17 protein-coding genes are annotated in these 16,028 nt (G+C 33.1%); 3 read left to right on the top strand and 14 right to left on the bottom strand.

Annotation, left to right across the window (positions count from 1 at the left end; translation table 11 throughout):
* Positions 1–249: 249 nt before the first annotated feature.
* From B5E79_RS06455 to B5E79_RS06420, 9 genes are all read right to left on the bottom strand, one after another.
* Entirely contained in the window at positions 250–708 is a 459-nt protein-coding gene (locus B5E79_RS06455; protein ID WP_087297400.1) for an HIT family protein, read from the bottom strand.
* A 34-nt stretch (positions 709–742) separates the two neighbouring features.
* Positions 743–1,396: a hypothetical protein gene (locus B5E79_RS06450; RefSeq protein WP_087297399.1), complete on the bottom strand. Its 654-nt coding sequence runs from the start codon at positions 1,394–1,396 to the stop codon at positions 743–745.
* Between the two features lie 75 nt (positions 1,397–1,471).
* Complete coding sequence (locus B5E79_RS13960) at positions 1,472–1,894, bottom strand: sugar O-acetyltransferase (RefSeq protein ID WP_275532608.1); 423 nt, start codon at positions 1,892–1,894, stop codon at positions 1,472–1,474.
* Between the two features lie 22 nt (positions 1,895–1,916).
* Entirely contained in the window at positions 1,917–2,006 is a 90-nt protein-coding gene (locus tag B5E79_RS13820; protein ID WP_241147464.1) for a maltose acetyltransferase domain-containing protein, read from the bottom strand.
* 52 nt (positions 2,007–2,058) lie between these two features.
* Positions 2,059–2,247, bottom strand: a complete 189-nt coding sequence (locus B5E79_RS06440; RefSeq protein WP_087297398.1) for a glycine zipper domain-containing protein — start codon at positions 2,245–2,247, stop codon at positions 2,059–2,061.
* Between the two features lie 13 nt (positions 2,248–2,260).
* Positions 2,261–2,845 (bottom strand): hypothetical protein, encoded by a 585-nt coding sequence (locus B5E79_RS06435; protein ID WP_087297397.1) that lies wholly within the window; start codon positions 2,843–2,845, stop codon positions 2,261–2,263.
* Positions 2,846–2,958: 113 nt separating this feature from the next.
* Positions 2,959–4,089: a CapA family protein gene (locus B5E79_RS06430; protein WP_087297396.1), complete on the bottom strand. Its 1,131-nt coding sequence runs from the start codon at positions 4,087–4,089 to the stop codon at positions 2,959–2,961.
* Entirely contained in the window at positions 4,090–4,599 is a 510-nt protein-coding gene (locus B5E79_RS06425) for a dCTP deaminase/dUTPase family protein (RefSeq protein ID WP_087297395.1), read from the bottom strand.
* A 10-nt stretch (positions 4,600–4,609) separates the two neighbouring features.
* Positions 4,610–5,506 (bottom strand): D-alanyl-D-alanine carboxypeptidase family protein, encoded by an 897-nt coding sequence (locus tag B5E79_RS06420; protein WP_087297394.1) that lies wholly within the window; start codon positions 5,504–5,506, stop codon positions 4,610–4,612.
* A 162-nt stretch (positions 5,507–5,668) separates the two neighbouring features.
* Between B5E79_RS06420 and bilS the strand changes: the two genes are divergently transcribed.
* The 3 genes from bilS to B5E79_RS06405 all read left to right on the top strand — a co-directional run bounded on the left by bilS (position 5,669) and on the right by B5E79_RS06405 (position 8,376).
* The gene (bilS, locus tag B5E79_RS06415) at positions 5,669–6,160 is read left to right on the top strand and encodes a flavodoxin family protein BilS (RefSeq protein ID WP_087297393.1); all 492 of its coding nucleotides are present in this window, start codon (positions 5,669–5,671) and stop codon (positions 6,158–6,160) included.
* A gap of 136 nt (positions 6,161–6,296) precedes the next feature.
* Positions 6,297–7,151 (top strand): zinc dependent phospholipase C family protein, encoded by an 855-nt coding sequence (locus B5E79_RS06410; RefSeq protein WP_087297392.1) that lies wholly within the window; start codon positions 6,297–6,299, stop codon positions 7,149–7,151.
* The gene (locus tag B5E79_RS06405) at positions 7,141–8,376 is read left to right on the top strand and encodes an MFS transporter (RefSeq protein WP_087297391.1); all 1,236 of its coding nucleotides are present in this window, start codon (positions 7,141–7,143) and stop codon (positions 8,374–8,376) included. Before B5E79_RS06410 ends, B5E79_RS06405 begins: the two co-directional genes overlap by 11 nt.
* Positions 8,377–8,456: 80 nt before the next feature.
* Here B5E79_RS06405 and carB read toward each other — a convergent pair whose 3' ends face one another.
* From carB to B5E79_RS06380, 5 genes are all read right to left on the bottom strand, one after another.
* Positions 8,457–11,651, bottom strand: coding sequence for a carbamoyl-phosphate synthase large subunit (gene carB / locus B5E79_RS06400; protein ID WP_087297390.1), 3,195 nt, complete (start codon positions 11,649–11,651; stop codon positions 8,457–8,459).
* The gene (locus B5E79_RS06395) at positions 11,644–12,723 is read right to left on the bottom strand and encodes a carbamoyl phosphate synthase small subunit (RefSeq protein WP_087297389.1); all 1,080 of its coding nucleotides are present in this window, start codon (positions 12,721–12,723) and stop codon (positions 11,644–11,646) included. The genes carB and B5E79_RS06395 overlap by 8 nt, the downstream gene beginning before the upstream one ends.
* A gap of 225 nt (positions 12,724–12,948) precedes the next feature.
* On the bottom strand, positions 12,949–13,296 hold the full coding sequence (locus B5E79_RS06390; RefSeq protein ID WP_191492689.1) for a P-II family nitrogen regulator: 348 nt from the start codon (positions 13,294–13,296) through the stop codon (positions 12,949–12,951).
* Between the two features lie 13 nt (positions 13,297–13,309).
* Positions 13,310–14,548: an ammonium transporter gene (locus B5E79_RS06385; protein WP_087244754.1), complete on the bottom strand. Its 1,239-nt coding sequence runs from the start codon at positions 14,546–14,548 to the stop codon at positions 13,310–13,312.
* 25 nt (positions 14,549–14,573) lie between these two features.
* Entirely contained in the window at positions 14,574–16,028 is a 1,455-nt protein-coding gene (locus tag B5E79_RS06380; RefSeq protein ID WP_087297387.1) for a glutamate synthase subunit beta, read from the bottom strand.

Genomic DNA, 16,028 nt, shown 5'->3' with positions numbered 1-16,028 from the left:
ATCAAATAAACTTTCTCCAAAAATACTAGGCATTAACATATATATCACCTCTTATGAATAATTCTAAGCATTGTTAGAGAATGAACAATGTTTGATATGAGAAGTAAGGAATGCCTTTTTTATTCTCTTTCCTTATTTCTATTTATATTATAGTCCTCTATTTTAGCAGAGTCAAGTATAGAGTGCTAAAAACATTTTTTCACACATTATGTCAACATATAATCATATGAATTTATTAAAAATCTGTATTTACAAGAGTTTATCTAACTCCATTAATAATCTTGATTTCATTATCCTTAATTCTTCATTTGTAGGACAGTTAGAATCATCATACATTTTTTGCATTGGATACCACCAGACAGGTCCCTTACCATTATTACCATATTTTCCTAAATCACCAGTGACTCTTGGAAATAAATGCCAGTGAAGATGTGTATCTCCATTTCCCAATAATTCATAGTTCATTTTTTCTGCATTAAAAGCTTTAGAAACTGCTTCAGCTACAATAGACATTTCTTCTAAAAACTTCATTTTTTTGATTGTTTCTAAATGAAATAATTCTGTTTTATGATCTTTATATAAAAATAAAGTATATCCCTTAAAATGCTGATTATCTCCAATAACCACATAACCAGTTTCAAGTTCTTTTACAAAATATGGATTTGTACCATTCTTTATCATTTTTATTCTGTCACAAATTAAACACATTTTAATCACCTCACTAAACTGGAATTTGTAGTTCTTATAAAACAAACATTAAACAAATAAGTGGCAAGGCTTTTCTATAATCTTTACCAACTATCAAATAAGCAGCTCCATATAAAAAACCTCCAAAAGCAGAAAGTAATCCAACAGAAATACTTCCTTTGGAAGCAATATGCATAAGCCCCCATGTTAAAGCTAGAACAATACCACCGTAAGGAATAGCTTCATTCTTAAACCACTTTTCACAAGCCTTTTGTCCAAAAATGATTATGAGAGAAATCAAAAAGGCTTCAAAGAAATAGTAGATATATTGAAAAGTAAATTTTAATGCACCTAATCTCTGAAATTCCAACAGTGGCTTGAAACCTTCCCAGTCCATATAATGTGATACAACAGACACAACCAAACAAGTAATAATTCCCACATATTGCCATGCTTTAAGTTTGCTATGATATTCCCATATATTGAAAGAATATTTCTTTTTTGCCAAACCAATAAGAAAAATCCCCACAAGCAACCAAACAATGCAAATAATAATCCAATGGACAATATTCTGGGCGGTCGTGTACGTTTCTAAAGAAATACCCAAAATAGGCTCAATCACTCCAACTAAAAGCATCTCTAATCCAATGCCTGCAAACGCATATAGTGCAAGATATAAGTAGTCAGCACCAGTTATCTTTTTTTCCATATCTCAATCGATATCCTCCTCAACTTCCAATTTACTCATTTCTTCTATCACCTACTAATAGTATTTTAATTTATATCACTCATTTTTTGATTTCACTTTTGCCGGATTGCCTACTGCTATAGAATTGTTTGGAATATCTTTTGTTACAACACTTCCAGCACCAATAACCGAATTATCCCCAATAGTCACTCCCGGTAAAATAGTACAATTTCCTCCAATCCATACATTTTTACCAATAGTTACAGGTTTGCCAAATTCAATATCTGAAATTCTTTCATCTGGAACTAATGAATGACAAGCTGTATAAATATGGGTATTTGGTCCTATTAAAGTATGCTCTCCTATTTTTACAGGGCAAACGTCTAATATGACGCAACCATAATTAAGCATAACATTTCTTTCAATAAAAATATTATATCCATAATCACAAAAAAACGGTGGTTTAATCCAAAATTTTCCATTAGTATTTATTAATTTTCTCATTAATCGTGATTTCATATTGATCTCATTAAAACTTCTTTTAATTACACTTAGTACATATTCTATTTGCTCGTGCTCGTTCAAGAACAAGTCTGGGATTAGCAGGATTATATTTTTCTCCAGAAATCATTTTTTCTTTTTCTGTTTTCAATCTTATCATTCCTTTTTATAATTTTAAACTACTACTTATTTTTTTTGATTAAAGAATCTATTCCTAACCCCACACATAAACCTATACTTATTCCAAAGCATATACATATAGGAATGTTATCAGTAAACAGTCCTATAATGACTCCTAATGATGTTCCAATACACATTCCTATTGACATTCCCTCTAACATATATGTTTTTATTTCATCTTTATTTTTCATAATTGACCTCTTTTCACTCTATTGCTTTTTCTAACTTTTCTTTCATTGGTGTTAAAAACGGACGTGTCGGTTCTAAAACTTTCATGTTTCTTAATAAAACCATAGCCATATTTCGATCTCTTTCCATAAAGTCATCAACAGCATACCATAATTGTTTTTGACAATCTTCTTGTCTATAATCTGAAAGCGAAATCAATGCATAACAATAAAAATAGGCGACAATATCAAAATCTAAACAGTGTCTTTTCTGGTTATATTGAGGAATATTTGTTTCTAAAAATTGCAAAACTGTATCGACTGTATGTGGTTTTTTAGAAAAAGGAATCATTCTTTCATATTCTTTTTTTGTTATGGGAGCATGTGTTAGAGTTGCTAATTTACGACATAACTGCCATATTTCCTCAAAAGATGCACCAACTTCTTTGGCAGCTTCCATTAAAGGTAAGGTACTTTTAGCTACCCAAATATTCTCTCCTTGAAATTTTGGACCAGTTATAACAAATGTTTTATGATTCTTAATACAATCTTGAAGATAAGCCTCTTGCTTTTCTCGATAATCTCTTAATTCATCAATTGAAGGTATTTTCTTTCTAGTCATATTTTTTCTCCTATATCCCATATTATATCAACAGAAGATAAGCTATTCAACAAAATCACCACTTACAAAATCTCCTATAATCATTGTATTTAAAAAGAGAACATTTCTGTTCCCTACATATCAATTTGAATATGACTTCCTACTCTTTCTTTTACTTTTTCTTGCATGCGTTCTTTTGAAATTGTTATCCCATTGTATCCTTGTAAAGCATGTTTTTTAGCAAGTTCATCTGTATAATCTTTTAATCTATATACTGTAAATTTCTCTCTTGTATCAATGATATTCTTTTGATTCGTTGTTTCATAATGATTCATAAGTGGTACTAAAGTGACATTTTGAATAGACCACTCACTTCCATCTTTTTTAAAATCACATGTCAGCATTCCACCTAATTGAGAATCTTCTTCTAACATTCCACTAATAAAATTACCCAAACTATATGCTACAAGTGTTTGATGACCATCTTGACCTTCAATCCATTCTACAGGCTGTAAAGTATGCGTATGTGTTCCTAAAACGATATCAACACCTAAATCAGCTAAAAACTTCGCATTTTTCTTTTGAAATGGTTGTGGCTCCAAGTCATTTTCAATACCCCAATGACAAGATACAATCACAATATCACTGATCTCCTTTGCATTTTCTACATCGTTTTTCATTTTTTCTTCATCAAAATCATTAATACAATAAGATGGATAATCTTCTGTATAATTTAACATCTGATTATATGCTAAAAAAGCTATACGTAAACCATCCTTTTCAACAACCTGGATCTGATCACGTTCTTCTTGAGACTGATATAATCCAATATAATGCATATCCTGATAATTTTTAAAAACCTGGATAGAATGCTGGATTCCTTCATATCCTTGATCTAAGGCATGGTTAGTAGAACCATTGACAATATCAAACCCAACATCATGTAAATTCTTTGCCATAGCATCAGGAGTATTAAAATAAGGATAGCCAGATGCTTTGCCCCCACCTAATATTGTTTCCTGATTGACAAAAGCCAAATCAGCCTGTTCAATATATGGCTTTATATTTGTATAGTAGGATGAAAAATCATAATCATCATCCGTTTTTGCTTCATCCAATAATCTTTGATGCATTAAATTATCCCCAACGGCGACAAACGAAACTGTATCATCTTTTTTTGGTTCCTGAACTTTTTCTTTTTTTGGTGTATTTTGACAGCCAGAAATCAATACAACAGATATCAATAATTGGATAATCTTTTTCATTTATTTAGTTGTACTCCCAAATCCACCATTACGAATCTCATTTGCATCATCATCTTCAACAAGACCATATTGCATAAAGATTCCTTGCGCAATCCCTTGTCCAGGTAAGACTTCTACAGTTTTATTTTCATTTGTATCATTTGTCATCTTAATAAAGATATGCCCCTCATTATCTGAATAAAAATAATCACTATCAATAACTCCCACTGTATTGTTTAATTGTAGACGATACTTAAATCCTAGTCCACTTCTAGGATAAATCATTAAAACCCATCTTTCATTCATTTCACAACGAATACCAGTTGGAATCTTGATTGTTTCCTGTGGTTTTAAGCATATATGAATAGGTGTATAAAAATCATATCCCGCTGAACCTTTAGTCGCACGTTTAGGTAATTGAATAGAATCATAAACAGATTGAATCTGTTGCTTAGAAGCATGTGCATCATAATCTAAATAAGCTTCCTCAAATTGTTGATAAGATACTTTATAAAATTTTGCTGTTGTCATATTGTTCTCCTTAACCTTCATAATATTCTTCTAATGTTTTGTTTTCCTGATGTAATTGTGTAGCTAAATCTACACCTACATAACGAATATGCCATGGTTCATACCCATAACCTGTAATACGTACTTTATCTTGAGGATAACGCAAAATAAAGCCATATTTATAAGCATCACTTTCAATGAATTTTCCCAGTGGACTATCAGCCACTTTTTCACTTAAACGATCTCCATCCATAGTATAGGATATATCTACACATAAGCCTAGTTCATGTTCACTACGACGAGGATAGGCATTATATTGAATAGCATGCTCTTGGCCAAACACTTTTACAGAATTATCCCAATAAAGCTGTTGTGTTTCTGGTTCACGATAGCCTGAAATGGTATAAATCTCAATGCCTTTTTCCTTGGCTGCCTGATAAAATTGCGTGTATGCCTGATTCGCTTCATGACGCAACTTTTGACTACAATCAATCACTTTTTCTAAATCATCAGGCTTCCATCCCTCAGGTATTTCATGTAACTTATTGACAAGAACAGTCACATCATCAGGATTTTCAACAATATCCGCCTGTGCTGTGATAGGATTAATCAAATCCCCCACATATTCCACAACATCTACAATCAAATCCTTTTGAGCTTTATTTCCAGCCTGATCTTCTACAGAATAATGGACAGTTTTCTTCCCTACCGTAGATGTATCTATATCACTGTAGCTCACCTGATCCATTAAATCACCATCTTGTGAATCGCTGGCTTTTTCAATATAAAGACTATAATCAAATGTATCATTTAATGCTATTTGAACTCTTGATTTTGTTAATGTTAAAACAGGAGCTTCCTTGTCTTGTGATTGACATCCTGTTAACATAAACATAAAAGAGAGTATCCCTACGACAATTTTTTTCATGACTACCTCCATAACATAACGACTTATTAAAACTATACCCTTACTTAGCTACCATTATAAACCAATTCTACGAAAAATTCCTTAATATTTACTTAATTTATTTCATTTGACAACATTCACACAAATTCATATAATATCGTCATAAAAAAGGAGGATATTTCTATGCAATATGCTATTATTTTTTCAAGTCCAACAGGAAATACACAAATGTTGGCTGAAACTATTAAAAATCATATAAAAGGAGAATGTTGTTATTATGGAAAGGCTGACTTAGCACCATTGATGGCTGATTATATTTTTGTAGGTTTCTGGACAGATAAAGGAACATGTGATGAATCAATTCAGGATTATTTAAAACAACTCCATCATCAAAAAATCTTTTTATTTGGAACTGCTGGTTTTGGTGGTAGTCAAGAATATTTTGATGGTATTTTAAAACGTGTCCAAACAAACATTGCTGATGATAATCAAATTGTGGGACAATTTATGTGTCAAGGAAAAATGCCTATGAGTGTCAGACAACGTTATGAACAAATGGCACAAAAACAGCCGGAAAAATTTATTCCTATGATTGAAAATTTTGATCAGGCATTATCACACCCTAGCCTAGAGGATTTACAATCATTTATCCAACAACTTTCAGTCATTCAATAATCGAGATCATCATAGGATTCATACTTATGATGATCTTTTTATCTCTTTAATCATATGAATATTACAATTTTTTTAAGTATTTTTTACATTCTTTTAATATTTTTGTGGTAATATATACACGTTAGGAGGGGGATATATGCCAGCCATATATACACATTATTGTTTTGGGGAAGAAATGAAAAAAGTTTATTCACCCCATCTTCAAAAAATCATTCAAGACAATATTGAACTTTATGAAATAGGTTTACATGGTCCTGATATTTTTTTCTATTATCAGATTTATCATCATAATGATTTGAATCGTTGGGGAAGTGCCATGCATAAACAAAAAGCTTATGACTTATTTGAAAATTCTCGTCATGTTATTTTAGAAAAAAGTCATAAAGAAGCCAAAATAGCCTATATGTTAGGTTTTATTGCTCATTTTGCATTGGACTATGAATGTCATAGTTATATTGAAAAGAAAATGCAAGCTTCACATGTTTCACATTCCTTAGTTGAATGTGAAATGGATAAATATTTATTGATCAAGAATCATCAAAAACCATTATATACAGATTTAACTCAGCATTTACATCCCACTATGGAAAATGCCAAAGTCATTCAAACTTTTTTTAATCAATTTAGTGTTCAACAGATTTTATCAACATTAAAATCCATGAAAACATATAATCGTTTTCTAGCGAGTCATAATCCATTCATCAGAACATTAGTGAAAGTCTTTTTATTGATTTCAGGTAAATATAAAGGTTATCGTGGATTGTTGATGGATCAAAAAGACCACGAAGCATGCAAAGATAGTAATCTACGTTTAGAAAAATTAATGAAAAAAGCCATTCCACACTGTCTTGAACTCAGTGAAAATTATTATACATACTTAACAAAAAACGAACCACTCAGTCATGATTTTTTAGCACATTACAGTGCTCAAGAGGGTTGGGAAAATATTCCAGTATTATCGTATGAAAAGGAGAAAGAATATGACATCTAAAACAACATCTTTAGAAAAGAAGTGGATTATGTATGATATTGGAAACTCTGCTTTTACATTACTTGTATCTACAATCATGCCTATTTATTTTAATTTCTTAGCTGACAGCGCTCATATCTCTGAAACAAACTATTTAGCTTTTTGGGGGTATGCAACATCTATAGCCACAATCATTACAGCTATTCTTGGTCCTATATTAGGAACTGCTTCTGATTTTAAAGGATGGAAAAAGAAGCTGTTCATGGTTGCTTTACTCATTGGCGCATTGGGTTGTATTTTACTTGGTTTTACTTCATCTTGGTTATGGTTTTTATGTTTATTTGTGATTGCAAAATCTGCTTATTCATTAAGCCTGGTTTTTTATGATTCTATGCTTATAGATATTACAACTCCAGAACGTATGGATAATGTTTCTGCTAAAGGATATGCCTGGGGATACATTGGAAGCTGTATACCTTTTATAGCCAGTTTAGCCCTTGTATTATTCTATGAACAACTTTCATTAACAATGGAAACAGCTATGAGCATTTGTTTTCTTTTGATTGCCTTATGGTGGTTATTATTGTCAGTTCCTTTAATTCTAGGATATCATCAAACATATTATTTAGAAAAAGAAAACTATTATGTTAAAGCGAGTTTTCTACGTTTAAAAAATATCTTTATAGAATTAAAAAACAATCCAAAGGTCTTATTCTTTTTAATAGCTTTCTTCTTTTATATTGATGGTGTTTATACCATCATTGATATGGCTACGGCCTATGGAACAGCTTTAGGATTAGATACAACTGGTTTATTATTAGCGTTGTTATTAACCCAAATTGTGGCGTTTCCAGCTGCTTTAATCTTTGGAAAATTAAGTTCTTCTATTGAAAATACAAAACTCATCAAAATATGTATCTTTGCTTATTTCCTTATTGCATTATATGGAATCACTCTCCAACAACAATATCAATTCTGGATTTTAGCTGTTGGTGTTGGAATCTTTCAAGGAGCTATTCAATCATTATCACGTTCTTATTATGCTAAAATCATTCCAGCCAATCGTTCTGGTGAATATTTTGGTTTGTATGATATTTGTGGTAAAGGGGCATCATTCATGGGAACAACTCTTGTTTCCCTTATTTCTCAAGTTACAGGTATGATGAATATAGGTGTAGGTTCATTAGCTATCATGTTCTTCATTGGTTTTGTATTCTTCAAAAAAACAGAAAAATTGCATCAATAATTTTAGACTCTTTATATGGAGTCTTTTTTATTACAGATAAAAACGGATGTCACCAAAATATGACACCCATTTTTCTTTTATTAAATTTTTGTTATATCAATAAGTGATGTATCACCATGATGTCTTTTTTCAAGACAGTTAATTAATGCTTGAGCTGTATCCAATGATGTATAAATTGGAATACCTGCTTCTACCGCAAAGCGACGAATCATAAATCCATCTTTTAAATTATTGTTTCTTGTTGGTATATCAATGATTAAATCAACTGTATCAGTTAACATTAAATCAAAGATTGTATTCTTCTTATCAGCAATGTAATTGACAAGATGAGCAGGAATTCCATGTTCAATAAGATACGTAAATGTTCCAATTGTTGCATAAATATCATAACCAAACTTATGATATTGTTTCGCAATTGGTAGGAATTCTTCTTTAGCACTATCTTTAATCGTACAGATAATATTCTTTTTCTTTGGTAAATCAATACCTGTCGCAATAAATGCTTTATAAATGGCTTCATCAAAGTCTTTAGACACACCTAAAACTTCTCCTGTAGATTTCATTTCAGGGCCTAAGCTGATTTCTGCACCAGTAATCTTTTCAAATGAGAAGACTGGCATCTTAATAGCCACTGTTTCTTTTTCTTTAGCCAATCCATATTCATATCCTTGTTCCTTGATTGTTTTTCCCATAATGACATGTGTTGCGACATCTACCACAGGAATATCAGTAACCTTAGAAATATAAGGAATAGTACGTGAAGAACGTGGGTTCACTTCAATAACATAGACTTGATCTTCATAAACAATAAATTGAATGTTAATCAATCCAATGACATGTAACGCTTTTGCTAGTCTTTGTGTATAATCCACAATCACATCTTTAATTTCCTGTTTAATCTTTTGTGGTGGATATACTGAGATACTATCTCCACTATGCACTCCTGCACGTTCTACGTGTTCCATGATACCTGGAATCAATACACCATGTTCATCACAGATAGCATCGACTTCAACTTCTTTACCAGATAAATATTTATCAATCAAGATAGGATGTTCCTGATATTGACGATTAATGATTTCCATGAATTTCTTGATATCACCATCATTTAAAGCAATTTCCATTCCAGCTCCACCTAATACATAAGAAGGTCTGACAAGCACTGGATATCCTAAACGATTAGCAACCTCTAAAGCTTCTTCTGTTGTAAAAACTGTTGAACCTCTTGGACGATCTATATCACAACGCTGTAAGATTTCATCAAATCTTTCACGATCTTCTGCTGCATCTACGTTATCAGCTGATGTTCCTAAAATAGGAACTCCCATTTCCATTAAGGCTTTTGTAAGCTTGATGGCTGTTTGTCCACCAAATTGTACAATGGCACCATCTGGTTTTTCTAAACGCACAATACTTTCCACATCTTCAGGTGTCAATGGTTCAAAATACAGACGATCAGCAATATCAAAGTCTGTCGATACTGTTTCTGGATTATTATTCACAATAATTGTATCATAGCCAGCTTCCTTTAACGCCCAGACACAATGAACAGAACAATAATCAAACTCTATCCCTTGTCCAATACGGATTGGTCCTGAACCTAAAACCATAATTTTCTTTTTATCATCACGAGGATCAACTTCATTATGTTCTCCATATACAGAATAATAATAAGGTGTTGTTGCATCAAATTCAGCTGCACATGTATCTACTGTTTTATAAACAGCTTCGATATGATGATCTAATCTCATTTGATGAATATCTTGAGTTGTATGATTTGTATACTTAGCAATAATTTGATCTGGGAATTCTAATCTTTTAGCAAGTTTTAATAATTCAACAGTCAGTGGTTCTGTTTTTAATTGTTTTTCGACTTCCGTTAAATGTTTGATTTTATCAATAAACCAGCAATCAATACGTGTTATATCATGAATTTCCTGTTCACTCATTCCTTGTCTTAAAGCCTGTGCTACTACAAAGATACGATGATCATCAACATCTTTTAATTTGACTTTTAATTCATCTAATGAAAGTCCATCGACTTCAGGAATATGTAAATCATAAACATTTTGTTCGAGAGAACGTAAAGCTTTCATAAATGCACCTTCAAAATTATGAGCAATACTCATGACTTCTCCTGTGGCTTTCATCTGTGTTCCTAGTTTTCTAGATGCCCCAACAAATTTATCGAATGGCCATTTTGGAATCTTACAAACAATATAATCTAACGTCGGTTCATAAGAAGCATATGTTTTTCCAGTAACTGCATTTTTAATTTCATCCAATGTATATCCTAAGGCAATTTTCGCTGCCAGTTTGGCGATTGGATAACCTGTTGCTTTTGAAGCTAAAGCTGAAGAACGTGAAACACGTGGATTGACTTCAATAACGCAATATTCAAAACTATCAGGATTTAAAGCATACTGCACATTACATCCACCTTGAATATTAAGCGCTGTAATAATATTTAAAGCAGAACTTCTTAACATCTGATATTCTTTATCAGATAAAGTCTGACTTGGTGCTACAACAATACTATCTCCTGTATGTACACCAACTGGATCTAAATTTTCCATATTACATACTGTAATACAGTTGCCATGTCCATCACGCATCACTTCATATTCAATTTCTTTCCATCCTGCAATACTTTTTTCAATGAGGCACTGACTCACACGTGATAAACGCAATCCATTAGAACAAATATGATGTAATTCTTCTTCATTATTGGCAATTCCGCCACCTGTTCCTCCTAATGTATATGCTGGTCTAATAACAACTGGATAACCAATTTTATTCGCAAACTCAATGGCTTCATCTACATGATTCACGACAATTGAAGCAGCACATGGTTCTCCAATCTTTTCCATTAATGTTTTAAACTCTAATCTATCTTCAGCCAGTTTGATTGTATCTGTTGAAGTCCCAATCGTACGGACATGATGTTTTTCTAAGAATCCTTCATCAGCCAAAGCCATCGCAATATTTAAAGCATTTTGTCCTCCAAGCGTTGGTAAGATACTATCTGGTTTTTCAACTTCAATTAAATGTTTGACAACCGGTACAGTTAAAGGTTCTATATAAACCTTATCAGCAATATCTTTATCTGTCATGATTGTGGCTGGATTGGAATTAATGAGTACAACTTCTATTCCTTCTTCTTTTAAAGCACGACAAGCTTGTGTTCCTGCATAATCAAATTCAGCAGCTTGTCCAATAATAATTGGTCCAGACCCAATCACTAATACTTTTTGAATATCATGATTTCTAGGCATTTTGATTTCCTCCCATCATTTTGATAAATTCGTCAAATAAATATGATGTATCTAATGGTCCAGCACATGCTTCTGGATGAAACTGCACTGTTTTAATTGGTTTTTGTAAATATTCAATACCTTCTAATGTGCCATCATTGACATTTTGGAACCACATTTTTGCTACTTGATTATCCAATGATTCTTCTTTGACAACATAATTATGATTTTGTGTTGAAATATAAACACGATTTGTACTTAAGTCTTTAACTGGATGATTGGCGCCATGATGACCATATGTCATCTTTTCTGTTTCAAATCCGTGCGCCAATGCCATCAGCTGATGCCCTAAGCAGATAGCAAAAATAGGAATGCCACTTTGACTTAGTATCTTCACATTTTCAATGATTTCATGACATTCTGCTGGATCCCCAGGTCCATTAGAAAGCATAATCCCATCAAAATGTCCATCAAGAATAATTTGAGCAGGTGTATGTGCAGGGAAAACTGTCACTTCACAATCTCTTTTCACCAATTCTCTCGCAATATTTTTCTTGGCACCAAAATCATATAAGGCAACTTTATATTTTCCTTGACCCAAAACATAAGGTTTTGAGCATGTTGTCTGATCAACAACACCGCTAACTTTATATTCACGAATACGTTTTAAGACTTCTTCAAGGTCTTCATAATGATGTGTTGTAATTAAACCATTCATACAACCTTCATTTCTAATTAATTTTGTGATAAAACGTGTATCAACACCTTGAATACCTATAATATCATGTTGTTTTAAATAATCTTCTAATTCAATATTTTTTCTAAAATGACTTCCAAATCTTGCCAATTCATTCACAACAAAACCTTCTACATATGGTTGTCTTGATTCTTGATCTTCCAAACAAACACCGTAATTTCCAATCAATGGATATGTCATCACAACACTTTGTCCAGCATATGAAGGATCTGTCAAGACTTCCAGATATCCTGTCATAGATGTATTAAAGACAAACTCACTAATGACTTCCTTATGACCACCAAAATGTTCACCTTCAAAGACATGTCCATCTTCTAATATCAAATATGCTTTCATTGTTACCTCCTTATATCATAAAAAAACATATCCATAAAAGATATGTTTTTAGAAATATAAAAAATGAGAAAAAGATGTTCTAACAATCGTTGTATCCATAACTCGTTTTCCCACCATATTTCTCATTCCTTTCTATTTATTCTTGTATAGTATAGTCAAATTTAACATAATTATCAAGATATTTTTTCATAATTTTTTATTATCATAATTTTAAATTATTAATCATTACTCATTAATTGCTTTTTCGCCCGTTTCACGTGTACGAATTTTCATAGCATTATCAAGCTTATAAGTAAAAATCTTACCATCTCCTACTTCTCCAGTATAAGCCGCCTGACAAATGGCTTCAATTGTTTTTTCAGCCCATTCTTCACTGCTGACAACAATTTCAAATTTAATCTTTGGCAACATATTGACTTCAACTTCCTGACCACGAACATATTCTGTATAGCCATGCTGTGTGCCACATCCCATTACCTGAGAAACTGTCATACCATTCACATGAATACGAGCAAGCGCTTCTTTCACTTCTTCATATTTTTCTTCTCTCACAATCGCTTCAATTTTGATCATATTCACTGTCCTCCTAATCCAATCCATTAAAAGATGGATATGCATTTTCCTGATGTTCAGAAATATCCAATCCTTTTTGTTCTTCCTGTTTAGAAACACGAAGTGTTGTGAAACATCTGACAATGGCTATACAAATAAGCGTTCCAATAATAGCCACAGCAATCGTAACAACGATACTGATGATTTGTGCTATGAATAATTGTGTATCTCCAAAGAACAAACCATTCCATCTGGCAACATCGTTAATAGACGTTTGTGTAAACAATCCAGTCGCAATACCACCCCAGATACCGCCAATACCATGACATCCAAAAGCATCCAAAGCATCATCATAGCCCAATTTCTGTTTCACTTTAGAAATCATCAGATAACAAATAGGACTTCCAACAAGCCCAATAATGATTGATGCCCAGATAGGCACATATCCTGCTCCCGGGGTAATGGCAACAAGACCGACAACCATACCTGTTACACTTCCTACCAGTGTTGGTTTTCCACTCATCCATACATCCATACCCATCCATGACAGCATTCCAGCTGCTGCTGATAAACCAGTTGTTATAAAGGCATGAACAGCCAGTTCATTGGCCTGTAAGGCACTGCCTGCATTAAAACCAAACCATCCAAACAACAGTAAACTGGCTCCCAAGACAACAAATGGAATATTATGAACATGATATTGTACGCGTAAATAGTCTTTGCGTTTTCCTAGGACAATACATAAAACTAATGCACTGACACCAGAACTGATATGAACAACATTTCCACCAGCAAAGTCTACCGAACCAATTTTAGCCAGAAAGCCACCAAGTCCCCAGACCATATGAGCCATTGGATAATAAACAATGACTGACCAAAGAATAATAAACAAAAACAAAGCTTTAAATTTCATACGACCAGCAACTGCCCCCGTTATTAAAGCAGGTGTAATGATTGCAAACATCATTTGGAAAATAGCAAACTCTAAATGAGGAATTGTAGAAACATAATCTGTTGTACTTCCTTCAATGCCCTGTAAACCTAACCAGCTGAAATCTCCAATAATTCCAAAATGATCATTTCCAAAAGCCAGTGAGTATCCAAATAATGCCCACATAATAGCTGCAATACCAATGACAAAAACAGATGTCATCATTGTATTGACAACATTTTTACGGCGAACAAGTCCCCCATAAAAGAAAGCCAGGCCTGGTGTCATTAATAACACCAGAGCACTACATATTAACATAAAACCAATATCCCCTGAATTCATATCATAGACCCCCTAACTCTATTCATTATTCATTCATATAACTATATCCCATTAAATATCGATCCACTTCTTTGGCGCATTCATTTCCTTCCGCAATAGCCCAGACAACAAGAGATTGACCGCGATGCATATCCCCTGCAACGAAAATCTTCTCTTCCTTTGTCGCATAGCTCTTTGGCATTGTCATGACAACCTGACGTTGATTCACAGATAAATCAAACTGCTCTTTAATATCATCTTCAATACCTACAAATCCTGCTGCAATCAGCAACAAATCTGCCTTCAGCATTTTTTCGCTATCTTCTTTTTCAACCCATTGACCATCAACTATTCTCCCCTGAATCGTTTTGACAGCTTTGAGTTGCCCATCTTCTTCAATACATTCTTTAATTGTTGTTGCATAAACACGTGGATCCTGCTTAAAAACAGCCAGACTTTCTTCCTGTCCATAATCTGTTTTTAATTCATCAGGCCACATTGGCCATGGACGTGTATTTTGATGAGGCGGAGATGGCATCATTTCCAGCTGTGTAACTGATGCACATCCTTGTCTAATACATGTTCCAACACAGTCATTACCCGTATCTCCACCTCCTACAACAACCACATGTTTTCCTTTAGCATCAATACGTAAAGGACTTTGATTTAATAAATCTTGTGTTACGCTTTTGAGAAAATCCACTGCAAAGTAAATTCCTTTAGCTTGTCTCCCTGGTACATTTAAATCACGTGCTTTTTTCGCTCCACAACATAACACAACTGCATCATATTCTTTTAATAATTCTTCTTTCGTTATATCTTGTCCAACATGAACATTGGTATAAAACTGAACCCCTTCTTCTTTCATTAATTGAATACGACGTTCAATAATCTGTTTTTCAAGTTTCATTTGAGGAATACCATACATCAATAATCCTCCTAAACGATCATCTTTTTCAAAAACACTGACCTGATGTCCACGTTGATTTAATTTATAGGCTACCGTTAATCCTGTAGGACCACTGCCAATAACAGCTACTTTTTTAAATGAACATATTGGCGACTGTTCAGCTTTCATCAATTGATTCTGATAAGCCTTTTCAATAATAAATAATTCATTATCTTTAATAGTCACGGCATCTCCATGCAATCCACATACACATGCCTTTTCACATAATGCGGGGCACACACGTCCTGTAAACTCTGGGAAGGGATTTGTTTTTAATAGACGTGAAAGTGCACGTTCATCATTATGGTGAAAGATTTCATCATTCCACTCAGGAATGAGGTTATGTAAAGGACAACCTGTAACCATATGATTGATTTCAATGGCTGACTGACAAAACGGAACACCACAATTCATACAGCGAGCTCCTTGCTGACGACGTTTTTCATCAGAAAGAGGGATGTGGAATTCCTGAAAATCAGCGATTCTTGTTTCTGGTGATTCAGTGAAATTATCTTCTCTATCAAACTCTAAAAATCCTGTAGCTTTTCCCAT

It is taken from the genome of Massilimicrobiota sp. An134 (genome assembly GCF_002160815.1).
In the GTDB taxonomy this organism is placed as follows: Bacteria; Bacillota_I; Bacilli_A; order Erysipelotrichales; family Coprobacillaceae; genus Allocoprobacillus; species Allocoprobacillus merdigallinarum.
The sequence above is the reverse complement of the archived record's forward strand: the minus strand, read 5'-3'. Positions and strand labels throughout refer to the sequence as shown.